The sequence below is a fragment of the Olsenella sp. An270 genome, assembly GCF_002159735.1.
In the GTDB taxonomy this organism is placed as follows: Bacteria; Actinomycetota; Coriobacteriia; order Coriobacteriales; family Atopobiaceae; genus Thermophilibacter.
On sequence record NZ_NFJF01000002.1, the window covers coordinates 268547 to 290380 of the forward strand.

Genomic DNA, 21834 nt, shown 5'->3' on the forward strand with positions numbered 1-21834 from the left:
AGACATGGCCGAGAGGAGCCTTGAGGTCGCGATCGCCGCGGGCGGCACGGCCGGCCACATCAACCCCGCGCTCGCGCTCGCCGAGGAGCTGCGCGACCGCGGCCACCACGTGAGGTTCTTCGGGCAGACGTCCAAGCTCGAGGGCCGGCTCGTGCCCGAGGCGGGCTTCGAGCTCGTGCCCGTGGTGGTGAGCGGCTTCGACCGCTCGCGCCCCTGGACGCTCGCGACGTCGCTCTACCGCATGCGCCGCGCGCAGTCCCAGATCGCGCGCCTCTTCTCGGCGGAGGGCGCGCCCGACGTCGCCGTGGGCTTTGGCGCCTACGTCGAGATGGCGCTGCTCAACTGCTGCCACCGCCTCGGCGTGCCCTACCTCCTCCACGAGCAGAACTCCGTCCCGGGCCTCGCGAACAAGGCCCTCGCCCCGCACGCGGCGCGCGTGTGCATCTCGGTGCCCGCGGCGCGTGACGTCTTCGAGCGTGAGGGTCGCGGCGCGCGCGAGGTGGTGCTCACGGGTAACCCCGTGCGCCGCAGCGTCGTGGCCGCGAGCCGCGAGGAGGGCCGCGCGGCCCTCGGCGTCGAGGACGGGGAGACCATGCTGCTCGTCTTTGGAGGCTCGCTCGGTGCGGCGCACATCAACGAGGGGGTCTGCCGCCTCAAGGACGAGCTCCTCTCCCGCGAGGGCCTCGTCGTCGTGCACTCTACGGGCGCCGACGGCTTTGACGAGACGGTCACGGCGCTCGCCCTCACGCCCGACGAGCAGCTCCGCTGGCGCGTGATGCCCTACATCACCAACATGGGACAGGCGCTCGCGGCGTCCGACCTCGTCCTCTCCCGCGCCGGAGCGTCCTCCATCGCAGAGATCGCCGCCGTGGGGGCGCCGAGCGTGCTCGTGCCCTACCCGCACGCGACCGCCGACCACCAGACCACCAACGCCCGCTTCCTCGTCGACGCCGGCGCGGCCGTGCTCGTCGCGGACAGCGCGATCGACACCCCCGAGTTCACCGGGGCGCTGCTCGGCCTCCTCGACGACCCCGCGCGCCGCGAGGCCATGCGCGAGGCGGCCCGCGGGCTCGGCCAGTCCCGTGCGGCGGCCGCCCTGGCCGACCAGGTGGAGGCCGTGGCGCTCAGCTAGCCGCGAGGTCCTTCTCGCCCGTCCCGATTATCGCGGCCCTTGTCACCCTGCCGTCTAAGAATCGCCGCCCTTGTCCTGGGGAACTCTAGGAATCGCTGGCCTTGTCCTGGGCGCTTCTAGAAATCGGCGGGTTTGTTCCGGGGGACTCTAGGAATCGTTGCCCTTGTCCTGGGCGACTCCAAGAATTGTTGCCCTTGTACCGCCGCGAGGGCGAATTCCCGTACAAGGTCGGGATTTCCTAGAAGAACGCGGGACAAGCGCGCGGATTCCTAGGGCAATGCAGGACAAGCCCGGCGATTCCTAGAACGCTCTATGACGAGGGCGGCGATTTCCAGATCGCCTGCCGACAAGGGCGGCCTTTCTCGGATGCGCGCGGCGAGCGTCAAGCGGGATTTGTGCACGACTCCCGAAGCCGGCATGAGCGCGCCCCGTTTGGGATACAGTAGAGCGTGTATGACGAGAAGGACGGAGGCCCCACAGCTATGCCCGACACGCAGAACATCACGAGTGCCCACTTCATCGGCATCGGCGGCGCCGGCATGAGCGGAATCGCCCTGGTGCTGCACGAGCGCGGCTGCCGCGTCACGGGCTCCGACCTCAAGAGCTCCCACTACGTGCGCGACCTCACCGCCGCCGGCATCGACGTCACCGTGGGCCACGACGCCGCCACGATCGACGCGGTCGCCCCGCAGGTCGTGGTCACCTCCACGGCGATCCCCGAGACCAACCCGGAGGTCGTCCGCGCCCGCGAGCTGGGCATCCCCATCTGGCCGCGCGCCAAGATGCTCTCCTACCTCTCGGGCGCCTCCACCACGGTCGCCGTCGCCGGAACCCACGGCAAGACGACCACGTCCTCGATGGTGGCCACGATGCTCGACAAGATGGGACTGGACCCGTCCTTCCTCATCGGCGGCGTCGTGGAGGGCTACGACACCAACGGGCGCAACGGCTCCGGCGAGCACTTCGTCTGCGAGGCCGACGAGTCCGACGGCTCCTTCCTCTACCTGCACCCCAGCGTCGTCGTGGTGACCAACATCGAGGCCGACCACCTCGACCACTACGGCACGCTCGAGAACATCGAGAAGACCTTCTGCACCTTCATGGGCCTGGTCGGCGACGCCGGCACGGTCATCGTAAACGGCGACGTCGCCCGCTACGTGGAGCTCGCCCGCTCCACCGGCAGGCGCGTGGTCACCTACGGCTTTGACCCCTCGTGCGACTACGTGTGCCTGCCCGAGCCGGCGAACCACGCCCTCGCGAGCAGCTTCTCGGTCCGCGCGGGCGACAAGGACGTCCACGTGACGATCTCGGCCAACCCCGGGCGCCACAACATGGCCAACGCCACCGCCGCGATCGCCGTGGCCGACGTCCTCGGCCTCGACCTCGCCGCGGCGGCGGACGCCCTCTCCCAGTTCAAGGGCGCGCGCCGTCGCTTCACGCACGTGGGCGACGTCGCGGGCGTCACCGTGGTGGACGACTACGGCCACCACCCCACGGAGGTCGCCGCCACGCTCGGCGCCGCGGCCGACCTGCCCTTCAAGCGCATCGTCTGCGTCTTCCAGCCGCACCGCTACAGCAGGACCCAGGCGCTCGCCGCCGAGTTTGGCACCGCGTTCGACGACGCCGACGTCCTGCGCGTGATGGACGTCTTCTCCGCCGGCGAGATGCCCATCCCCGGCGTGTCCGGCAAGACCGTCGTCGAGGCAGTCCGCCGCACCGGCAACGTCACCGACGTCGTCTACGTCCCCAACCGCAAGCGGCTCATCGAGAACCTCTGCGACCTCGTGCGCCCCGGCGACCTGCTCATCACGCAGGGCGCGGGCGACGTCACCGCCATCGGCCCCGCCTTCATCGAGGCCATGCGCGAGCGCGGCCGGGAGTAGGGGAGAGCCCGCTTGAGCGTCTTCAACGCCTACATGACCCTCTCGGGGGCCGTCGACGCCGACTTCGTGCGCGACGAGCCCCTCTCGCGCCGGACGAGCTACCGCATCGGCGGCCCGGCGGCGCTGGTCGCCCACGTGCGCGACTACGCGGCGCTCGTGCGCACCGTCGAGGTGCTCGCCGACGAGGGGGTCCGCTGGGTCGTGCTCGGGAAGGGCACCAACGTCCTCGCCGACGACGCCGGCTACGACGGCTGCGTCATCCTCCTGGAGGGCGAGTTCGCCCGCGTGAACGTCTCCGTCGAGGACGCCACCGTGACGGCGGGCGCCGGCGCGGCGCTCTCGCGCGTGGTCAACGAGGCGCTCCGCGCGGGCCTCTCGGGCATCGAGCCCTGCGTGGGCGTCCCGGGCACCTTCGGCGGCGCCATCTCCATGAACGCGGGCTCCCGGCGCGAGTGGATCGGCCGCCGCGTCCGCGACCTCGTGGTGTACCGTCCCGGCGAGGGGATGCACCGCTATGAGGGCGGGGAGATCGAGTGGGGCTACCGCGCGACGTCGATCCCCACCTCCGAGGTCATCCTCGAGGCGACGCTCTCGCTCATGCCCGCCGACAAGGACGCCATCGCGGCCGACATGGACGCGCGCCTGAGGCGTCGGCGCCAGAGCCAGCCGCTCTCGCACCCGAGCTGCGGCTCGGTCTTCCGCAACCCGCCCGACCGCTCCGTGGGGGCCCTGATCGAGTCCTGCGGGCTCGCCGGCGCCTCCCAGGGCGGCGCGCAGATCTCCGAGGCCCACGCCAACTTCATCGTCAACCGAGGCGGCGCGACCTCCTCCGACGTCCTCGCCCTCATGACGCGCGCCCACGACGCGGTCAGGGCGCGCTACGGCATCGACCTCGCCCCGGAGGTCAAGTTCCTCGGCTTCGGGGGCTAGACCGTGGCGGCCGACAAGAACAGGAGGCCCACGCCCCGGAAGCGCGGGAAGAAGGCGCAGGCGCCCCGCAGCGCCCCGTCCGCCGCACCGAGGGCGTCGAAGCTCCCGAAGGCGCCGAAGCAGCAGAAGCCCAAGCAGCAGAAGGCGTCGAAGCTGCGTCCCTCCACCGTGACGAGGCCCCGGATCCCCCTGGTTCGGAGGGACGACTCCCCGCAGGCCGCGACGCAGCCGAGGGAGCGCCGCATCCGGCACCAGCGCGCCGGGACGCTGCGGATGGTCGCCATAGGCGCCGGGGCGCTCCTCGCCCTGGCCCTCGTCGCCGTCGTCGCGCTCTTCGTCCTGCGCAACTCCCCGGTCTTCGCCATCACCTCGATCGAGTTCGAGCCGACCGAGCACGTGAGCGCCGAGGACGTGCAGAACCTCGCTGCCGTGCCCGAGGGCTCGACGCTGCTCAACGTGGACACCGGCGCGATCGAGGAGTCGCTCAGGAAGAACCCCTGGATCGCCTCGGCGAGCTTCTCGCGCGCGTTCCCCAACACGCTCAGGATCACCGTCGAGGAGCAGCGGCCGGCCGCGCTCGTGCTCATGAGCTCGGGCTCGATCGCGTGGTACCTCGGGGAGTCCGGCTGCTGGATAGAGCCCACCAAGGTCGAGGCCGCCGAGGGCCAGTCCGTCGACGACGCCGCCCTCGCGATCGCGGAGGGGCAGGGCTGCCTGCTCGTGACCGACGTCCCCTCGACCGTCGACCCCGTCGCGGGGTCGGAGGCGACCGACGAGACCCTCGACGCCGTCCGCAAGTTCCAGGAGGGGTTCTCGGAGGACTTCTCCTCCCAGGTCGCCTGCTACAGCGCGCCGTCTGTGGAGAACGTCTCGTGCGTGCTCAAGAGCGGGGTGGAAGTCGCGCTCGGCGCCCCGACGGACATCTCCGAGAAGGAGGAGATCGTCCGCGGCTACCTGGACCAGAGCGACGGCCACGTCGTGCGCATCAACGTCCGCGTGCCCTCCAACCCCGCCTACCGCGAGATCGACTCCCCCAACGTCCAGCCCGGGGAGGGCGTCTCCACGACGGGGGAGTGACCGTCGGCGTCCCGGTGAGCGGTCGCGGTTGACCTGCGCCTTCCACGGTTTCGTCACACGACTTGACGAGCGACTCTCAAGTATGCAAATATGCTTCGCTTTATCCCAAGCTTCGGGGTTAACTTGACCTTTAGGGTTTGCCTCGCGAGGGACGGAGCGAGAGGCACGAACGCAACACGCTCTAGAACGAGGCACGAAAAGGCAGAAGGAGAGCACGATGATCAAGGACACCGATACCCTCAGCAACTATCTCGCCGTCATCAAGGTCGTCGGCGTGGGCGGCGGCGGCACCAACGCCGTGAACCGCATGATCGAGGAGGGCATCCGCGGCGTCGAGTTCGTCGCCGTCAACACCGACGCCCAGGCGCTCGCCATCTCCGACGCCGACATCAAGGTCCACATCGGGACCGACATCACCAAGGGCCTCGGCGCCGGCGCCAACCCCGAGGTCGGCAAGGAGGCCGCCGAGGACTCCCGCGACGAGATCAAGGCCGCGCTCGCCGGCTCCGACATGGTCTTCATCACCGCGGGCGAGGGCGGCGGCACCGGCACCGGCGCCGCGCCGGTCGTGGCCGACATCGCCAAGAACGACGTGGGCGCGCTCACCGTGGGCGTCGTCACCAAGCCGTTCACCTTCGAGGGTCGCAAGCGCTACACTTCGGCCACCGAGGGCATCTCCAACCTCTCCGAGAACGTCGACACGCTGATCGTCATCCCCAACGACCGCCTGCTCGACCTCTCCGAGAAGAAGACCACGATGCTCGAGGCCTTCCGCATGGCAGATGACGTCCTGTGCCAGGGCACCCAGGGCATCACCGACCTCATCACGGTCCCCGGCCTGATCAACCTCGACTTCGCCGACGTCTGCACGATCATGAAGGGCGCCGGCACGGCGATGATGGGCATCGGCACCGCCTCCGGCGACAACCGCGCCACCGACGCGGCCGAGGAGGCCATCTCCAGCCGCCTGCTCGAGAGCTCCATCGACGGCGCCACGCGCGTCCTGCTCTCCATCGCCGGCAACAAGGACCTCGGCATCCAGGAGATCAACGACGCTGCCGACCTCGTCGCCAAGAACGTCGACCCCGACGCCAACATCATCTTCGGCACCGTCGTCGACGAGTCGCTCGGCGACCAGGTCCGCGTGACCGTCATCGCCACCGGCTTCAACGACGCCAACGTCCAGCAGACGCTGCCGTCCATGGCGCCGGTCTCCCGCCCGGCCGCCCGCGAGCGTCAGGTCGTCCGCCCCGCGAGCGCTCCGACCCAGGCCCCCGCGTCCCAGCAGCCGGCCAGCATGCCGATCAACGTGAGCCGCCCGGCGTCCTCCTCGTCCAACGACAAGGAGTTCGACATCCCCGACTTCCTCAAGCGCAGCCGTCTCTAGCGATGGCCTCGCTCACGCGACAGACCTCAGGCGGCGTGACCCTGCTCTCGGACGAGTCCCGTCCGGGCGGGGTCACGCTCGCGTTCACCGAGCGGACGGGCGGCGTCTCGAGCGCGCCGTACGCCTCGCTGAACCTCGGCGCGCGCTGCGGTGACGAGGCCGCCTGCGTGGCCGAGAACCGCCGGCGCGCCCTCGCGGCGCTCGGAGCCGAGGACCTTCTCGACCGTCTGGTGGTCCCGCACCAGGTCCACGGCGACCACGTCGTCGTGGTCCGCTCCGCCGAGCCGGCCGCGCTGGCCGCGGCCCGCGCAGAGGCCGAGGCGGGCGCCGACGCCGTCGTGTGCACGGTCCCCGGCGTCCCGGTGCTCATGTGCTTCGCGGACTGCGTGCCCGTGGTCCTGGTCGCCCCGGGCGCCTTCGCCGTCGTCCACTCCGGCTGGCGCGGCACGATCGCGCGCATCGCCGAGAGGGCGGCGCGCACGCTCTGCGCCGAGGCCGGCTGCGAGCCCGCCGAGCTTCTCGCCTACGTGGGCCCGCACGTCGGCGCGGCCGACTACGAGGTCTCCGAGGAGCTCGCCGCGCGCTTCGCCGCCGTGTTCGGGCCCTCCGTCGTGCCCACGCCGCGCCACCTCGACCTGACGGCCGCCGTCACGGCGGCGCTCGCGTCCGCGGGCGTGGGCGAGAAGAACGTGGCGGTCTGCGACGTCTCCACGGCGAGCGCGACCGACAGGTTCTTCTCGTATCGGGCCGAGGAGGGCGAGACCGGTCGCCACGGCGCGGTCGCGCTCATGAGGACGGGGGAGGCGATGGCATGATGGACGAGCTCGACCCGACGTCGTACGAGCACTTCCTCGCCCTGAGGCACCACACGATCAGGCAGCGGATCGCCGACGCCGCCGCGCGCGCCGGCCGCGACGCGAGCGAGGTCGAGGCCATCGCGGTCTCCAAGACCGTGGGGGTCGAGGAGGTGCTCGCCGCCCGCAGCGTGGGCTGGGGCATCTTCGGCGAGAACCGCCCGCAGGAGCTCGGGCGCAAGCTCGAGGCCCTCGAGGCCGCGGAGCGCCCCGTGCGCTTCGACATGATCGGCAACCTGCAGAAGAACAAGATCAACCAGGTGATCGGGCGCGTTCGCCTGATCCACTCCATCTCCTCGGCGCACCTGGCCGAGGCGGTCTCGACGCGCTGCGAGGCGCGCGGGATCGTGGCGGACGTTCTGCTCGAGACCAACGTCTCGGGCGAGCGGTCCAAGTCCGGCTTCTCGCCGGACGAGCTGCGCTCGGCGATCGAGGGCGTCCTCGCCCTGCCGGGCATCCGCGTGGAGGGCCTCATGACGATGGCCCCCGCCGGCGACGCAGACGCGGCGAGAAGGACCTTCTCGGGCCTGCGCGAGCTGGCCGACGAGCTGCGCGGGCGCACGGGGCTCGCGCTCCGCACGCTCTCGTGCGGCATGAGCGACGACTTCGAGGTCGCGGTGGAGGAGGGCTCGACCCTCGTGCGCCTCGGAAGGTGCGTGTTCGACCCGGGCTACAGGCTCGACTAGCTAGTTGGAAGCGCCGGGAGGCGCGCTACGTAAGGAGGGCACATGAGCTTCCTCGACACGATCAAGGACCGCCTGCGCGGCGGTGGCGACGACTACTACGAGGACGACTACTACGACGAGGGCTATGACGACGGCTACGACGACGGCGGCCGCCGCGACGCGGGCTCCGACGGGCACCTGCTCGGCAACACGCCGCGCCCCGAGGCGGAGAGCGTCTCGGTGTACACGCGCTCGGGCCGCCCGGTGGGCACGCGCGACCAGGGCGTCCCGGCGCGCTCCTACTCCGACCCCACCCCGGTGATGCCGGTCGTGGGCTACGACAGCGCCCCCCAGGCCCCCGCCGACGTCACCTCCCGCATGGGCTCCGCCCAGCTGCCGCCCTACGTGCTGCGCCCCGTCTCCTACGAGGACGTCCAGAGCGTCGTGCGCCGCGTGCGCACCAACCAGCCCGTGGTGGTGGTCTTCCGCAACACCAACATCGAGACCGCCAAGCGCATCCTCGACTTCTGCTTTGGCTTCTCCTACGGCGTGAACGGCGAGGTCACCGAGCTCGGCGACCGCGTCTTCGCCGTGCTCCCCGCGGGCGTCACGCTCAGCTCCGCCGACATCGACAAGCTCGTCGCCGACGGCGACCTCGTCCGCTAGGCGGCGCGCGATGACCGCCCAGGACATGATGAGCGTTGGCTTCGTCGGCGCGGGGGCGATGGGCGGCTCGATCGCCCGCGGCCTGGTCGAGGCCGGCGTCGTCGAGCCGTCCCGCCTGCTCGCGGCCGACAGCGACCCAAGGCGCCTCGAGCCCCTCGCCTCGCTCGGCGCCCGCACCTACCCCGACGGCGCGGCCCTTCTCGCCGACGACCCCGACGTGCTCGTGCTCGCCGTGAAGCCGCAGGTCCTCGGCGGCGTCATGGCGGAGCTCGCACCGCTGGTGGGGGATCGGCTCGTGATCTCGATCGCCGCGGGCGTGACGGTCGCCTCGATCGAGGCCGCGCTGCCGCAGGCCCGCGTGGTCCGCGTGATGCCCAACCTGCCCGTCCAGGTGCGCTCGGGCGCCACCGCCGTCACGGCGGGCTCGCGTGCGGGCGAGAGGGACGTGGAGGTCGCGTGCTCGCTCTTCTCGGCAATCGGGTCGGTCGCCGTCATGCGGGAGGACCAGCTCGACGTCGCCGGCGCCGTCTCCGGCTGCGCGCCCGCGTTCTTCTCGCTCTTCGTCGACGCGCTCACGCGCGCCGGCGTGCTGGAGGGGCTGCCCGCGGCCTGCGCCCGCGAGATGGTGGAGTCCACGATGCGCGGGTGCGCCCAGCAGCTCCTGAATGAGGGCGTCCACCCGAGGGAATATATGGAGCGCGTGACCTCGCCCGGCGGGACCACCGCGGCGGCCCTCTACGAGCTCGAGGGACCGCTCGTGGAGGGGACCTACGCGGCGGTCGCGGCGGCACTCGCGCGCACGCGCGAGCTCGCCGAAGGTTAGCCCCCGAGGTCCGGAAAGGCAGCAATGGGACTCTACCAGCTCATCTCGATCGTTCAACGGCTGTTTGACATCTACGGTTGGCTCATCATCGCGTGGTGCCTCATGTCGTGGATCCCGACGACCCCCGGCAGTCTGGTCGATGACATCCGGGGCGCGATAGGCATGCTGGTCGAGCCCTATCTCAGCCTCTTCAGGAGGTTCATCCCGCCGGTCATGGGCGTGGACTGGTCGCCTGTTGTGGCGATATTGGTCCTGACCGTCATCGAGCGAATCGTCTACACGATTCTCTTGTAAGATTTGTCTTGTCACAGGCGCGCGGGCAGGCCCCGGCGCCGCGTAAGCGAAAGGGAACAGGAATGGCAATCACACCCGCAGACATCGAACAGCAGACCTTCTCTCCCTCCAAGCACGGCTACGACACCGAGGAGGTCGACGCCTTCCTCGAGCAGCTCTCCGCCGAGGTCGACGCGATGCTCCAGAAGATCGCCGACCTGAAGGGTCGCCTCACCTCCACCGAGCAGCAGCTCTCCGCCGCCCAGGCGCAGATCGCCAACCTCGAGGAGCACCCGGTCGCCGCGCCGGCGCCCACGCAGGCCGCCGCGCCCATGCCCGACCTCTCCGCCTCCGAGCGCCAGATCTCGCAGGTGCTGATCGTCGCCCAGCAGTCCGCCGACAAGCTCCTCGCCGAGGCCCGCGACAACGCCGACCGCATCCGCAACGAGGCCGACGCCAAGGCCCGCGAGGTCATCCGCCAGGCCCTCGCCGAGAAGCAGAACGAGCTGGATGAGATCGACCGCCTCAAGGCCTCCCGCGAGGAGTTCCGCGGCGAGTACAAGAAGCTCCTGCAGCACTTCATGGACGACGCCGAGGCCGTCTTCCCCATGCAGTCGGCCATTGCCAACGTCCCGAGCGGCTCTGCCGGCACCGCCGCCGCCGACGCGCCGATCTCCGCGCCCGCTCCCGTCGCGGCGCCGATCCCCGCGCCCGCTCCCGCCGTCAACGACGTCGACTTCAGCGACCTCGACTAGCGTCGGGCAACGTTCGTCGGTCGCGACCCCGGGCCCCTCTCGGCCCGGGGTCGTTTCTTGTGTCGGGCGGGCGTCCTTCTCGCCTGGCGAATCTAGGAAGCGCGGGGCTTGTCCTGGTCCGTTCTAGGAATTGCCGCTCTTGTACGGCCGGGAGGTCTCTCTGTCGCACACGGGCGCCGATTCCTAGAAGAAACCGTGACAACCCCCGCGATTCCCGGATTCGACAAGGACAAGCCCTGCGATTCCTAGAAGCCGTACGGACAAACCCGGCGATTCCCGGGGCGTGCGGCCACATGCCGCCGATGAGAGCGTGGAAGGTGCGAGGTGGGCCTGTAAGCCGGGTTCTGTCGTGGGCGGCCATTTATCTAGGACGGTCGTCTCCGACCGCCTCAAGCGCGCAACCCGAGCGCGGTGCGGGCCACACCATGGCGCTCCTATTTGCGTTTGCTCCGGAAGGGGCTTGCCAAGCCGTCGCGTTGCCGCGGCGCTGGTGGTCTCTTACACCACCGTTTCAGCTTTTCCCTCAACGCCCGAGGGCGCCAGCGGGAGTCTTCTTTTCTGCGGCGCTTTCCGTCGGGTTACCCCGCCCGGCCGTTAGCCGGCTTCCTGCCCTGGGGAGCCCGGACTTTCCTCATGACGCGCAAGCGCGTCCCGCGGTCGCCTGGCCCACCTCGCGTGCACGATTCTACCATGACGACGCGCCGCCCCCGACTCCTCCGCTTGTTCTACAATACCCATGCGAGAAGAACGGCCGCCCCGCGGCGGCGCATGTGGAAAGGCGTTACGTGGGTCTGTTCGACAAGCTGGGCCTGTCGCTGCTCGACCGGTCCAGGACCAACCCCAAGCCTGTGCCCACCCCCGAGGACCCCCAGGCAGTGCTCGCCCCGGTGACGGGGCGCCCCATAGCCCTCGAAGACGTGAGCGATCCCGCCTTCGCGGAGGGCCTGCTCGGCGTCGGCGTGGGCATCCAGCCGGCGGGCGATGTTGCCTACGCGCCCGTCTCCGGCACTGTGGAGGCCGACGTCAAGACACGCCACGCCCTGCTCATCAAGGCGGAGAGCGGCGCCGAGGTGCTGCTCCACGTGGGGCTCGACTCCGTCAACCTGCGCGGGGAGGGCTTCCGCCAGCTCGTGCGCAAGGGCGACGCCGTGCGCGCCGGCCAGCCGGTCCTGGGCTTCGACCGCTCGCTCATGACGAGCCGCGGGCTCGACGACACGGTCGTGGTGACCGTCACCAACCCCGACGACTTCGCGAGCGTGGAGGTCTGCTGCGAGGGCGACGTCGCGGCGGGCTCCGCGGTGCTGCGGTGCGTCTCGTGACGGGGGAGGGCTACCGCACGCTGCGCGCCGGCGTCGAGGTGACCGGTGAGTTCGAGGACCGGCGTAGCCGCTTCATCGCCCAGCTCAGACGCGTGGGGAGCGAGGCGGAGGCCGAGGCCTTCATCGCCGAGGTCCGCGCGCGCCACCATGACGCTCGCCACAACGTCCCCGCCTGGATCCTCGCGGACGGCCGCGAGCGCTGCTCCGACGACGGCGAGCCCAGCCGCACGAGCGGCATGCCCACGCTTGAGGTGCTGCGCGGCGCCGGCCTTGCGGACGTGTGCTGCGTGGTGACGCGCTACTTCGGCGGGACGCTGCTCGGACCCGGCGGGCTCGTGCGCGCCTACACCGCGGCGACCCAGGCGGCGGTGGCCGCCGCCGAGAGGGACGGCGCGATCTGTGAGATGACGCTCGTGTGCCCGGTGACGGTGCAGCTGCCCTACACGCTGTTCGACCGCGTGTCGCGGATGTGCGCGGATGCCGGCGGCCGCGTGACCGACCAGCTCTTCACCGAGGACGTGCAGCTCACGTGCCTGTTCCGTGCGGGCGACGAGGAGAGGTTCTGCTCGGCCGTGTACGAGCTTGCCGGCGGCGAGGAGCTTGCCCGTGTCGGCGAGCCGCGCTTTGCGGAGTTCTAGGGCGCCTGGCCCGTCTTGGCCCCGCCTCTTCGTCGAGTGTACGAGTTTCTCTGGCGTCTCTTCTCGCTAGCAATGTAAAACGTTATAAGTTTACGATTTAGAATGAATCAACTGAGCCGTGGCGGGCGAAACTCGTACACTCGGAGAAGGCGTGGGCGAAGGCGTCGGCGAAGGCGTGGGAGAAGGAGCGGACGAGGGCGGCGGGCGAGTGCCCGTGCGCCCGTTCCTGCTAGAATCGGGCGAGAAGAACGACGCGACGAGGGAGGTGGCTCGCATGGGTACGGACGTCGAGAAGCGCCTGGCGTGCGAGCTGCCCGCCTACGCGCGGCGTGTCCTGGGCGCGCTCGAGGGCGCGGGCTATGAGGCCTGGGTCGTCGGCGGCTGGGTGCGCGACGCGCTGCTCGGCCGGCCGGGCCATGACGTGGATGTGACCACCTCGGCGCCGTGGCAGGAGACCGCGTGCGTGCTGCGCGCGGCGGGGATGGCCGTGCACGAGACGGGCACCGACCACGGTACGGTCACCGCCGTCGTGGACGGGCGGCCCGTCGAGACCACCACCTACCGCGTCGAGGGGCGCTACTCCGACCGACGCCATCCCGACGAGGTGCGCTTTGTCACGGACGTGCGCGAGGACCTGGCGCGCCGCGACTTCACCGTGAACGCGATGGCCTTTCACCCCGAGCGCGGCCTGCTCGATCCCTTTGGTGGCGAGAAGGACCTCGCGGCGCGCGTCATCCGCGCGGTGGGGGAGCCGCGGCGGCGCTTCGAGGAGGACGCGCTGCGGGTTCTGCGCGCGGTGCGCTTTGCGTGCCGGCTGGGCGCGCGGATCGAGCCCGCAACGCAGGCTGCGCTCGAGGCCTGCGCCCCAGAGCTCGCGGACATTGCGTCCGAGCGCATCGGCCAGGAGCTGGACGGGATTCTCGCCACGGGGCGCGCCGCGTGGGCGCTGCGCCACGAGTTTGCCGTGCTCGCGGCCGCCGTGCCCGAGCTCGCGCCGATGGCCGGCTTTGACCAGAAGAGCCCCTATCACGCCCATGACGTGCTCGAGCACACGGCGCGCGTCTGCGCGGGTGCGGAGGAGTTCGCGGGCGGTCGTCCGCTGCCGGCGCTGCGCTGGGCGGCGCTTCTGCACGACGTGGCCAAGCCCGCCTGCTGGAGCGAGGACGTCTCGGGGCGCGGGCACTTCTTCGGGCATCCGGGGGAGGGCGCGCGGGTGACGCGCCGCGTGATGGGCCGCCTGGCGATCCCGGGCGAGGTGACGCGCGGGGCGGCGGCGCTCGTGCTGCTGCACGACTTCGAGATCCGTGCGAGCGCGCCGTCCATGCGGCGGATGCTCTCCGAGCTGGAGGCGGCGGCGCCGGGCCAGGCGCGGCCGCTGGCCTTCGCGCTTCTCGACCTCAAGCGCGCCGACGCGGTGGCCAAGGCCCCCGCGTGCATGGGCTACGCCGTCGAGCTGGACGCCATGAGCGCGGTGCTGCGCCGCGAGCTGGCGGCCGGCGGCGTGTGGCGCGCGCGCGACCTGGCCGTGGGCGGTGCCGACGTGATCGCCGAGCGCGGCATCGAGCCGGGCCCCGGCGTGGGCATGGTGCTCGCCCAGCTCCTGGAGGCCGTGAAGGCCGGCGAGGTTCCCAACGAGCGCGAGGCCCTTCTCGCCTGGCTCAGGTGGTAGCCGCCCCCGCATAACTTCTCCAGAATTTCTGGTTGCGCGCGCGGGACGATTCCCGTATAGTACTTCCTTGCGCTGAGAGGCGCACGAAGTGGCAAATTGGGACTTCGTCTAGTGGTAGGACAGCGGATTCTGGTTCCGTCAACGGGAGTTCGACTCTCTCAGTCCCAGCCATTTGCCGCTTGCCTCACAATCGCATATGTGGCCCGTTCGTCTAGCGGTTCAGGACGCCGCCCTCTCAAGGCGGAGATCACCAGTTCGAATCTGGTACGGGCTACCAAATGGCCCGTTCGTCTAGCGGTTCAGGACGCCGCCCTCTCAAGGCGGAGATCACCAGTTCGAATCTGGTACGGGCTACCAAACTGAAATTCGGCGAACTGCCCCTGAGCTGGGCGTTCGCCGATTTTTTGTGCCGCGGTGACGCCCTTTTCGAGCAGACTCTCGCTCGCGCGCCACGGTATCTCCACACGCAGCACGCCGCGGTCGTCGATGGTCGCGCGGGAGGCGGCGTGGCGCAGGAGGGCGTCCGGGTCGCGCCGGCAGAGGCGCGTGCGGACCCACTCCGCCATCTCGTCGACCGTGGGGACGGCCGTGGCGGCCGCCTCGACCTCGCGCTCGAGCGCCGCGCGCTCCCCGGCGAGCTCCGCCAGGCGCCGGTCGGTCCCGGGCGGCACGACGCCCGCCTCCACGGCGCGCAGGATGTTGCGCTCGGCGCGGGAGATCTCCGCCAGGCGCCGGCGGGCGCGGCGGACGGCGGGGGAGTCCCCGTCGCTCTCCATGGCCAGGACCGCGGCCCGCGCGATCCGCTCGGAGAGGTCGCGGTCGGCGAAGGCCCGGGCGAGGGCGCTCACGGCCGCTTCCTCGACCTCGTCCTTGGGGTAGCGCCGCTCGTGTCCGCCCCCGGTGGGGACGGAGTAGTAGAGGTAGCGGCGGCCCGAGCAGCCCGTGCCGCTCGTGCCCCGGTACGGGGTCCCGGTCGCGGCGTCGAACAGCCTCCCGCAGAGGGCGAAGCGGTTCTGTCGCGGCTGGTGGTCCATGAGGGCCTGGACGGCGGAGAAGAGCTCGTCGGGGACGATGCGCGGCATCCCGCCCTCGACCCTGACTCCGTTGAAGAGGTAGACGCCCCGGTACTTCTCGTTGGTGAGCACACCGCGCAGCGAGTTGGTGGTCCAGGGGTTGCCGCGCGTGTTGCGCGAGCCGGAGGCGTTGAGCCACTCCACGACGGCCTTCCTGCCCTCGCCGGCGGCGACGCGCTCGAAGGCCTCGAGCACGAGGGGCGCCTCGCCCTCGTCCACCTCGTAGCGGCCGTCGGCGCCCGTGCGGTAGCCGTAGACGCGCACCCCGTTGGCGAGGCAGCCCTCGGCGTTGCCCATCATGCCGCGCAGCGTGTTCTGCGCGAGGTTGCGGGAGTAGTACTCGTTGTAGCCGTCGATGACGGCCTCGAGGATCACGCCCTCGGGCCCCTCGGGGATGGACTCCATGGCGGACTGGAGCGCAACGCCGCACTCCGCGAGGCGCTTGCGGTAGACGGCGGCGTCGAAGCGGTCGCGCGCGAAGCGGTCGAGCTTGTAGACGAGCACCGTGCCGAAGTTGCCCGAGCGCGCGTCGGCGACCATGCGCAGGAACTCCGGGCGCTCGTCGCTCGTGCCCGAGAGGGCGCGGTCGGCGTAGGTGGCCACCACGGTGAGCCCGTGGCCCGCCGCCCAGTCCGAGCACACGCGCACCTGGTCCTCGATGGACTCGTCGCGCTGCTTGTCGGACGAGAAGCGCGCGTAGATCACGCACGCGGCGCGGTCGGGCTCTGGCGTCCTTCTCTTCTTGCGTGGCATAATGTACCTGCCTTTCAAGCGTTCCCTTGGCTGGCGCTTGCCCCGTGTCGTCTGGCAGGACGCGCGGGGCGCTATTGTGCTACCTGATTCTCAGAGGCCTCTTCCAGTCAATCGGGAACCCCATGGGCGCCAGGCTGACGCCTGGGTGTCGGCCGACGATTGCTGAGAGCTCCGTCCCCAGGTCATCCCATCGTTGGGGCCACGAGGACTCGTAGATCCTCCGGATGACCAGGAGCGTGGGGAACTGCTTGTCCCCCTTGTATGCCGAGTCGGGGCTGATCATCGTTGGTCGCGTGGTCATGACCCTGTTGAACAGCCTGCTGTGGTGGGCACAGATGTTGCGAACGTACGTCAGATGTCTGAGCCAGCTCCTGAGGATGAAGGGCTTAGCCCCAAAGTCCCTGGCGACGGCCGCTCTGACGCTCGTCCCATTCGGGTATGCGGCCGAATCCGCTAGGTTTCCGTATAGCTGCGAGACAGTCCCCATTGACATGACCTCGACGGCCGCCCATATAGGGAGATCGCCATACTTCCCCATGTTGTGGACGACGCAGGGGACGCCATCATCCAGCGCTCTGTCGCGCTCCCTCTTGAAGTTCCCCATTGACCTCGCGTGGCTCTTTGAGCTAAGGAAGTTATTCGAGTCCTCGTGGGCGAGCGGGCCGAGGGCCATCGACATATGGTAGGCAAACGATGTCCTCGCCTTCACCTCAATGGGCGCGAGCGCTCGCCAAACCCAGTCTCTCAGCTCGGCGTCGAGCAGGTAAATCTCCCAGATGTCATCAAAAGTCGTTCCCGGAATGAAAGCGCCGTCCGACTCGAGCGTGAGCCAGTACCCTCGAAGGCGGTAATAGTTGGACTCCGCGAGATGACTCAGGGCAGAGGCCTCGTCCTCAACGAGAAGGCCGCGACCCTTCATGAGGGAGAGCTGATCCCTGAGCGAAAGAGGGCTCTTCATCGGAATAAAAGACGACCCCGCCTGGTTCGCTCCGCCAGTCGGACGGGTCGCGTGCGGGGTACTGTTGGTTGCATTCTTACCCATCTCCCCATCCTTTGCAACACTTTGCAGCACGAAAACACATCTTGTGACACGTTCGCGCACGAAATGACAGCAAGCGGCACGTCAGACGAACCGGAGGTCGCCCTTCGGCCTCACCTCGACCTTCGAGGCCGCCCCGAACCCGCCGGAGGAGACGAAGCCTCGAGGGACGCCGACGACGTCCTCGAACACGTCCTCGGGCACCCCACACCTCGCCATGAGGGCCTTCACGTCGAGCAGCCCCTCCCTCACGGCGAGCGAGACGCACGTCCTGAGGAGCGTCGGGGCTTCGGGCATCCTCTCCCCGTCGTAGGGTTCGGACTTCCTCCAGCGCTTGCGGCTTATGGCGACCTGTCTGGAGGTGTACTGCGACTCGTCGAGGAGGCCGAGGTCGTACGCCCTCCTCACCATCGCCTGTATGGAGACGCCCCACGTCAGCTTGGCCATCTTGAAGTCCTCCAGCGAGAGGCCGACGAGGGAGTCCCTGAAGGGCCCCTCGGGAAGCAGCAGCGCCCCCGCGAAGCGGTGCCCCTGGGACTCGACCACCTTCCTGACGTCAGACGGGATGGACTCGATTCCCGGGATCCCGCGGTGAAGCACCATGTGGCCGAGCTCGTGGGCGACGTCGAACCTCCAGCGGAAGGCGTTCCCGAGCTCCGTGTTGACCATCGCAACGGGGCGGCTCGTCGACCCCATCCTCGAGAGGGCGTCGAGCGTCTCGACCCCGAACGGGAACATGCACACGACGACGCCGTGCGCCTCGGCGGAGGCGACGAGGTTGGCGACCGGTCCGTCACCGAGGCCCCAGGCTGCCCTGAGGTCGCTCGCGGCACGCTCGATGTCGGCGCCGGAGATCTCGTCAACCGACCCGGCGCCGATCGTCGGGACGTCGAAGCTCGGGAAGTCGAGGATGGAGTCGAGCTCCGCCACGATGGAGTCGACCATCTCCGACCTCGCGTCCTGGGCGCTCCGCGCGGACTTCGTCGCGGCGCTCATGGACCTGAAGAACACGGTGGTGCCGACGTGGCCGGTGCCGCCCATCAGCACCTCCGGGGTGGTCGAGAGCGCCTTGGCGAGCTTGCCCGCCACCTCCTCGGTGAGAGCGGCGCCGCCCCTCTCGACCTTGGAGATGGTCGACTGGGAGACCCCGGACTCGACGGAGAGCCTCTTCGCCGTCATCATGCGGGCCTCCCGGACGCGCCGCACGCTGTTCCTCGCCCTATCGGCCATCGCCCGACGCCCTCCTCTCGACGTCCCTCTTGACGGTGACGACGGGCATGTCGACTGCCGCGGGCTCGACCGTCCGGCCGCGACGGACGAGGTGGCTGAGTGATAGGTACTCGTCGGTCTCCTCTGTGATTCCGGGGAGCAGGATGCCGACGGAGGCCAGAGTCAGAGCTGATGGCCTTCCGGGCTTTGCTGCCGTCTGGTAGGTGATGATCGCGCTCGCTTGCTCTCCGGTCGGGGGCGAGGGTACGAGCTCGTCCCCGACGAGCTCGAGACGGAACTGCCCGTTCGAGTTGAAGCTGTCCTTGAACGGCGTGCTCCTGGGGCGTGTGCCCTCCACGGCGACCTTGGCCACGGTCACTCGGACGCCACTCTCCGTGGCGAGCAAGTCCTTCCAGTGGCTCCTGCCCCGGCGGCTGACCGACGCGTCGAATCCTAGCGTCTTGAGTCTGCCCTTGACGGCTATTGCCGCGAGATCCCTCGCGATGTGGGGGACGGAGTCCATGTCTCCGGCATCCTCGACCATGTACTCGACGGTGTCCGCGGTCCTGTCCTCGACGGCCCGCCTGATAGCCTCTACGAGGACAGCGAGACCCTCCTCGCCGCCAAGCGCGTCTACGACGGACTGCATGCCAGGGTTTGCTATATTCATGTATACCTCGCTAACCGAAAAGGATGATTCGATAAGAGGATAACAAATCATTGGCGCAAGCGTTAATTGAACATGAAGAAAATTTCTTCATGTTGGGCTACCGGGCGTTCCGTCACCTAGGCCGCCTCCTTCGTCGGCCTCTCCCGAGGCCTGATGGAAGAGCTCCGCCGTTCCTTCGGCTCCGCCGACCGAGCTCTCAAAGACGAGGATTATTCTGACGCCATCAGTACCCTCGTCGTAGTAGTCGCAGGCGATTCTTCCCTTGCACGGGCGATCAATGTTCTCGGAGATTGTCCGGTATGCCTTCGCGTTCCTTGCGGAAACCTCATAGAGCCCTGTTTTCCCGTTCCGGATGAGAATGTGCGGCTTCGCCTGGGATCCCTCTCTGGTTGGAAGGACCTCGAAGGTGGGCGAGAAGTACGCGCTCCTTTTCGGCCAGTCGCCGCCAAGCCACCTTTCGCGCGTGGGATATAGGGTGGCCATGAGAGACTCGTCGGTCACCTCGATGCCAGCCCTTCCGGATATGGTCCGAAGTCTATTCGCCTCTCTCCTCTCGTCAACGGCCGCCAGGAGATTCGCCTCGTTAATCGGGATGAGGGCAGACGTCTTCGACTGTTGGTCCCACCACTCTCTCAGCGCTCTCGTGTCGATTGTCATGGCAGCAAGCTCGGGTATTCCGGCGGAATACATTCCAACCTTCTTGACCTTGAGGCGGAGCCTGAACCCTGCTGCGACGACCTCCTTGAGGTAATCAAGGCCACTTCCGAGCGACCCGAACACCCTTCCGTTGTACGAGACGGCGGTGGTTCCCCACTCGACAGTGTCGATGGTTGTTCCGGTCGACCGGCTGTGAAGCTCCACATCATGGTCTACGACGTCGACGTAGAACTCGTCGCCCGTCTTGATTCCCTTGAAGACGACTCCGAGGTAAGTGAATATCTTCGTTTGGCAATTGCCATCGATATTAATCTCCTCGCGAACGGGTCGGCGAGGGGAGGGAATTGGACGGCTCTCGGTCGTGCATGCCTGGGAGCGACCCTTCCCCTTGCCTCTGTTTGATCCGAACAGCCAGCTGAGGAATCCCATCACGCGCTCATTCCTTCCGTATCAGCTCCACGTTCGGCAGCCTCTCCCGAGGCCAGCGCGGCGTTGCGCGCGGCGACGACGAGGGAGTGGCGGTTCTCCGCCGTGGAGGCGTCGTGGCATTCGACCGCCTTGTCTAGGGATTTGCCTAGAGCTTCCATCACAGGCCTTCCGTTGCGAGAAGCACGAGGACGATGCCCCCTTGTTCCCCTATTCCTGATACTCGGCCAGGGCGTAGTAGTCGGCCGTCGCGAAGTCTGCCGCCTGGGTGAAGTGGACCTCGAAAGAGCCGGACCCGCCTGCCGCAACGCCGTCTGACCACCCAAAGGCGGCGTCAACGCCGTTTCCGTCGCCGTCGCGCAGGATCGCGACTACCTGCACGTCCGCGGCGTTCGAGAACCCGTTCGAGACCATACCAGAGGCAGAGACGCCCAGGACCTCGTCGGAGGTCTCCGACGTGCTCGTGACTTCGAACGTGGGGACGTCACCCTCCCACTCGAAGAACTCTCCCTCCTCGGGAGCAATTGCACGCGCCTCTATGCGGGCTATCGAACCCTCTCCGACGTCGAAGATGGACGCGACGGCGAAGGTTTGACCCGGCACCGCCGTGAGGTTCGTGTGCAGCGTGAGCGGCTGTGTGTCGGAGCCAATGACGGCGTCGTCGGAGTCGAAGGCCGTGATCTCGATCTGCGGCATCTCGACTGCGTAGGCGTCGCTAGTGTTGCGGGCCACTGCCCATGCAGTCGCGAACCCCATGTGTGGAGAGGAGAAGCCGCTCTCGGTCACCTCGACGGACGGGGCTCCGGGCTCATTCTTACCCTGGTCGCCCGTCGTCTGGCCGTCCTGTTCCGAGCATCCGACCAGCCCGAGCGCTCCCAGGCCGACCGCGGCGACGAGAGACCTGCGTGTGATGTTTGACATGGCATCCACCTTCCTTTGTTCCCGGTGATGAAAGAGCGTCTTCGCGCTTACCTACACCGCCTCCGTATCAGCTCCACGTTCGGCAGCCTCTCCCGAGGCCAGCGCGGCGTTGCGCGCCGCGACCACGAGGGAGTGGCGGTTCTCGGCCGTGGAGGCGTCGTAGCACCTCACGAGCTCCTCGCGCATGGGGTCGGCGGGCGCCGACGCGCCCTCGGGGGGCCACTGGCGGCCGGCGAGCTCGTCCAGGGAGCAGCCGAGAAGGTCGGCGAACTCCCAGGCTTTCTCGAGCGTGAAGTTCGCCTTTCCCTGCTCATAGTTTGTGTATGTGTAGGCGTTCATTCCGATCTTCTCGGCAAACGCTGTTGCACTTCTGAATCCAGCCTTTTTTCGTAGCGCTTGGAGCGTCGAGTAGCCCCTGTCCAGAGTTGCCATCACAGGCCTCCCGTCGCGAGGCCGAGAAGGAACTCCAGCACCTTGACAATGAGGCCGGGGGTGGCCTTCTCCACGCCCTCCATGAGCTTGGAGCCGATGCGGGAGAAGAGTCCTCTGTCGCCCCTTGCCGCCGCCCCCTTTGCCTGGGCCAGGAGCTCCTGGAGCTCTGACTTCTGCGCGTCCGTCAGTCCGGGTTCCGCGTCGACCGCCTCGGACACCTGGGAAATCGTGACGCTTACGACGGCGGACGCCTCGGACCTGCTGTTCCCGACGTCGCTGAGGATGACGGTGGCTCCCCTCGCTGCAGCGTTCAGCTTGGCCACCTCAAGCTCGTGCTCCCTCCTGTCGCGCAGCGCCCGCATCTTCGCGACCAGAACCTCGACGTCTCTGCGCGCGTCGCCGTCGGTGTACGCGGGCATTCCGTTGACTGTGGCGCGATAGAGCGCGAGGCCGTGCTTGTAGGTTGGGACGTCATCAGCTATCGCTCCGCAGAATAATTTTACGAGGGCCTTGGCGCTGCCCTCCTCCTCGCCGGAGAGAAAGCGCTCCCCCTCCTCGATGTACTCGTCGATAAGCGACATCT

23 protein-coding genes, 3 tRNA genes and 1 other RNA gene are annotated in these 21834 nt (G+C 68.8%); 18 read left to right on the plus strand and 9 right to left on the minus strand.

The window, feature by feature from the left end; all coding sequences use genetic code 11:
• The first annotated feature begins 4 nt into the window (after positions 1–4).
• The 3 genes from murG to murB all read left to right on the plus strand — a co-directional run bounded on the left by murG (position 5) and on the right by murB (position 3945).
• On the plus strand, positions 5–1132 hold the full coding sequence (murG, locus tag B5F73_RS03560; protein ID WP_087226536.1) for an undecaprenyldiphospho-muramoylpentapeptide beta-N-acetylglucosaminyltransferase: 1128 nt from the start codon (positions 5–7) through the stop codon (positions 1130–1132).
• A gap of 482 nt (positions 1133–1614) precedes the next feature.
• The gene (murC, locus tag B5F73_RS03565; RefSeq protein ID WP_087226538.1) at positions 1615–3015 is read left to right on the plus strand and encodes a UDP-N-acetylmuramate--L-alanine ligase; all 1401 of its coding nucleotides are present in this window, start codon (positions 1615–1617) and stop codon (positions 3013–3015) included.
• 12 nt (positions 3016–3027) lie between these two features.
• Positions 3028–3945 carry a UDP-N-acetylmuramate dehydrogenase gene (gene murB / locus B5F73_RS03570; RefSeq protein ID WP_087226541.1) on the plus strand — a complete coding sequence of 306 codons (918 nt, stop codon included), beginning with the start codon at positions 3028–3030 and terminating at the stop codon, positions 3943–3945.
• Here murB and B5F73_RS03575 read toward each other — a convergent pair.
• Positions 3942–4229 carry a hypothetical protein gene (locus tag B5F73_RS03575; protein ID WP_087226544.1) on the minus strand — a complete coding sequence of 96 codons (288 nt, stop codon included), beginning with the start codon at positions 4227–4229 and terminating at the stop codon, positions 3942–3944. The genes murB and B5F73_RS03575 overlap by 4 nt on opposite strands.
• Between B5F73_RS03575 and B5F73_RS03580 the strand changes: the two genes are divergently transcribed.
• From B5F73_RS03580 to B5F73_RS03615, 8 genes are all read left to right on the plus strand, one after another.
• Positions 4219–5022: an FtsQ-type POTRA domain-containing protein gene (locus B5F73_RS03580; RefSeq protein ID WP_087226547.1), complete on the plus strand. Its 804-nt coding sequence runs from the start codon at positions 4219–4221 to the stop codon at positions 5020–5022. The genes B5F73_RS03575 and B5F73_RS03580 overlap by 11 nt on opposite strands.
• A gap of 217 nt (positions 5023–5239) precedes the next feature.
• On the plus strand, positions 5240–6409 hold the full coding sequence (ftsZ, locus tag B5F73_RS03585; RefSeq protein ID WP_204206251.1) for a cell division protein FtsZ: 1170 nt from the start codon (positions 5240–5242) through the stop codon (positions 6407–6409).
• A gap of 2 nt (positions 6410–6411) precedes the next feature.
• Complete coding sequence (locus B5F73_RS03590; RefSeq protein WP_087226550.1) at positions 6412–7224, plus strand: polyphenol oxidase family protein; 813 nt, start codon at positions 6412–6414, stop codon at positions 7222–7224.
• On the plus strand, positions 7224–7949 hold the full coding sequence (locus B5F73_RS03595; RefSeq protein ID WP_087226838.1) for a YggS family pyridoxal phosphate-dependent enzyme: 726 nt from the start codon (positions 7224–7226) through the stop codon (positions 7947–7949). Before B5F73_RS03590 ends, B5F73_RS03595 begins: the two co-directional genes overlap by 1 nt.
• Before the next feature lie 42 nt (positions 7950–7991).
• Positions 7992–8594, plus strand: coding sequence for a cell division protein SepF (locus tag B5F73_RS03600; RefSeq protein WP_087226553.1), 603 nt, complete (start codon positions 7992–7994; stop codon positions 8592–8594).
• Positions 8595–8604: 10 nt separating this feature from the next.
• Positions 8605–9417 (plus strand): pyrroline-5-carboxylate reductase, encoded by an 813-nt coding sequence (gene proC / locus B5F73_RS03605; RefSeq protein ID WP_239379787.1) that lies wholly within the window; start codon positions 8605–8607, stop codon positions 9415–9417.
• A gap of 24 nt (positions 9418–9441) precedes the next feature.
• Entirely contained in the window at positions 9442–9711 is a 270-nt protein-coding gene (locus tag B5F73_RS03610) for a YggT family protein (protein WP_087226556.1), read from the plus strand.
• Positions 9712–9773: 62 nt separating this feature from the next.
• Positions 9774–10445 carry a DivIVA domain-containing protein gene (locus tag B5F73_RS03615; RefSeq protein ID WP_087226559.1) on the plus strand — a complete coding sequence of 224 codons (672 nt, stop codon included), beginning with the start codon at positions 9774–9776 and terminating at the stop codon, positions 10443–10445.
• 317 nt (positions 10446–10762) lie between these two features.
• On the opposite strand, the gene rnpB is transcribed toward B5F73_RS03615, so the two are convergent.
• An RNA gene (gene rnpB, locus B5F73_RS03620) (RNase P RNA component class A) lies at positions 10763–11118 on the minus strand.
• 112 nt (positions 11119–11230) lie between these two features.
• Between rnpB and B5F73_RS03625 the strand changes: the two genes are divergently transcribed.
• The 7 genes from B5F73_RS03625 (at position 11231) to B5F73_RS09230 (ending at position 14950) form a co-directional block, all read left to right on the plus strand.
• On the plus strand, positions 11231–11764 hold the full coding sequence (locus B5F73_RS03625; protein WP_158094749.1) for a PTS glucose transporter subunit IIA: 534 nt from the start codon (positions 11231–11233) through the stop codon (positions 11762–11764).
• On the plus strand, positions 11761–12402 hold the full coding sequence (locus B5F73_RS03630; protein WP_087226841.1) for a YigZ family protein: 642 nt from the start codon (positions 11761–11763) through the stop codon (positions 12400–12402). The genes B5F73_RS03625 and B5F73_RS03630 overlap by 4 nt, the downstream gene beginning before the upstream one ends.
• Before the next feature lie 151 nt (positions 12403–12553).
• Entirely contained in the window at positions 12554–14071 is a 1518-nt protein-coding gene (locus B5F73_RS03635; protein WP_343224991.1) for an HD domain-containing protein, read from the plus strand.
• A gap of 97 nt (positions 14072–14168) precedes the next feature.
• Positions 14169–14242 (plus strand) — tRNA-Gln (locus B5F73_RS03640).
• 29 nt (positions 14243–14271) lie between these two features.
• Positions 14272–14348 (plus strand) — tRNA-Glu (locus B5F73_RS03645).
• Between the two features lie 3 nt (positions 14349–14351).
• A tRNA-Glu gene (locus tag B5F73_RS03650) sits at positions 14352–14428 on the plus strand.
• 189 nt (positions 14429–14617) lie between these two features.
• The gene (locus B5F73_RS09230) at positions 14618–14950 is read left to right on the plus strand and encodes a hypothetical protein (RefSeq protein WP_143803118.1); all 333 of its coding nucleotides are present in this window, start codon (positions 14618–14620) and stop codon (positions 14948–14950) included.
• 1026 nt (positions 14951–15976) lie between these two features.
• On the opposite strand, the gene B5F73_RS03660 is transcribed toward B5F73_RS09230, so the two are convergent.
• From B5F73_RS03660 to B5F73_RS03690, 7 genes are all read right to left on the minus strand, one after another.
• Entirely contained in the window at positions 15977–16939 is a 963-nt protein-coding gene (locus B5F73_RS03660) for an Abi family protein (RefSeq protein ID WP_087226568.1), read from the minus strand.
• A gap of 81 nt (positions 16940–17020) precedes the next feature.
• Complete coding sequence (locus tag B5F73_RS03665) at positions 17021–18166, minus strand: XRE family transcriptional regulator (RefSeq protein ID WP_087226571.1); 1146 nt, start codon at positions 18164–18166, stop codon at positions 17021–17023.
• Positions 18156–18794 (minus strand): hypothetical protein, encoded by a 639-nt coding sequence (locus tag B5F73_RS03670; RefSeq protein WP_143803119.1) that lies wholly within the window; start codon positions 18792–18794, stop codon positions 18156–18158. Before B5F73_RS03670 ends, B5F73_RS03665 begins: the two co-directional genes overlap by 11 nt.
• 108 nt (positions 18795–18902) lie before the next feature.
• Positions 18903–19901 (minus strand): hypothetical protein, encoded by a 999-nt coding sequence (locus tag B5F73_RS03675; protein WP_143803120.1) that lies wholly within the window; start codon positions 19899–19901, stop codon positions 18903–18905.
• A gap of 207 nt (positions 19902–20108) precedes the next feature.
• Positions 20109–20819 carry a hypothetical protein gene (locus B5F73_RS03680; RefSeq protein ID WP_087226581.1) on the minus strand — a complete coding sequence of 237 codons (711 nt, stop codon included), beginning with the start codon at positions 20817–20819 and terminating at the stop codon, positions 20109–20111.
• 51 nt (positions 20820–20870) lie between these two features.
• On the minus strand, positions 20871–21251 hold the full coding sequence (locus B5F73_RS03685; RefSeq protein ID WP_087226584.1) for a helix-turn-helix transcriptional regulator: 381 nt from the start codon (positions 21249–21251) through the stop codon (positions 20871–20873).
• Positions 21251–21832, minus strand: coding sequence for a hypothetical protein (locus tag B5F73_RS03690; protein WP_087226587.1), 582 nt, complete (start codon positions 21830–21832; stop codon positions 21251–21253). Before B5F73_RS03690 ends, B5F73_RS03685 begins: the two co-directional genes overlap by 1 nt.
• Positions 21833–21834: the final 2 nt, after the last annotated feature.

Excerpts from the sequence above, each read along its gene's own strand:
- murG (WP_087226536.1), top strand. The coding sequence starts at position 5 with ATGGCCGAGAGGAGCCTTGAGGTCGCGATCGCCGCGGGCGGCACGGCC.
- murC (WP_087226538.1), top strand. The coding sequence starts at position 1,615 with ATGCCCGACACGCAGAACATCACGAGTGCCCACTTCATCGGCATCGGC.
- B5F73_RS03580 (WP_087226547.1), top strand. The coding sequence starts at position 4,219 with ATGGTCGCCATAGGCGCCGGGGCGCTCCTCGCCCTGGCCCTCGTCGCC.
- B5F73_RS03575 (WP_087226544.1), bottom strand. The coding sequence starts at position 4,229 with ATGGCGACCATCCGCAGCGTCCCGGCGCGCTGGTGCCGGATGCGGCGC.
- ftsZ (WP_204206251.1), top strand. The coding sequence starts at position 5,240 with ATGATCAAGGACACCGATACCCTCAGCAACTATCTCGCCGTCATCAAG.
- B5F73_RS03590 (WP_087226550.1), top strand. The coding sequence starts at position 6,412 with ATGGCCTCGCTCACGCGACAGACCTCAGGCGGCGTGACCCTGCTCTCG.
- B5F73_RS03595 (WP_087226838.1), top strand. The coding sequence starts at position 7,224 with ATGGACGAGCTCGACCCGACGTCGTACGAGCACTTCCTCGCCCTGAGG.
- B5F73_RS03600 (WP_087226553.1), top strand. The coding sequence starts at position 7,992 with ATGAGCTTCCTCGACACGATCAAGGACCGCCTGCGCGGCGGTGGCGAC.
- proC (WP_239379787.1), top strand. The coding sequence starts at position 8,605 with ATGACCGCCCAGGACATGATGAGCGTTGGCTTCGTCGGCGCGGGGGCG.
- B5F73_RS03610 (WP_087226556.1), top strand. The coding sequence starts at position 9,442 with ATGGGACTCTACCAGCTCATCTCGATCGTTCAACGGCTGTTTGACATC.
- B5F73_RS03615 (WP_087226559.1), top strand. The coding sequence starts at position 9,774 with ATGGCAATCACACCCGCAGACATCGAACAGCAGACCTTCTCTCCCTCC.
- B5F73_RS03660 (WP_087226568.1), bottom strand. The coding sequence starts at position 16,939 with ATGGGTAAGAATGCAACCAACAGTACCCCGCACGCGACCCGTCCGACT.
- B5F73_RS03665 (WP_087226571.1), bottom strand. The coding sequence starts at position 18,166 with ATGGCCGATAGGGCGAGGAACAGCGTGCGGCGCGTCCGGGAGGCCCGC.
- B5F73_RS03670 (WP_143803119.1), bottom strand. The coding sequence starts at position 18,794 with ATGCAGTCCGTCGTAGACGCGCTTGGCGGCGAGGAGGGTCTCGCTGTC.
- B5F73_RS03675 (WP_143803120.1), bottom strand. The coding sequence starts at position 19,901 with ATGGGATTCCTCAGCTGGCTGTTCGGATCAAACAGAGGCAAGGGGAAG.
- B5F73_RS03680 (WP_087226581.1), bottom strand. The coding sequence starts at position 20,819 with ATGTCAAACATCACACGCAGGTCTCTCGTCGCCGCGGTCGGCCTGGGA.
- B5F73_RS03685 (WP_087226584.1), bottom strand. The coding sequence starts at position 21,251 with ATGGCAACTCTGGACAGGGGCTACTCGACGCTCCAAGCGCTACGAAAA.
- B5F73_RS03690 (WP_087226587.1), bottom strand. The coding sequence starts at position 21,832 with ATGTCGCTTATCGACGAGTACATCGAGGAGGGGGAGCGCTTTCTCTCC.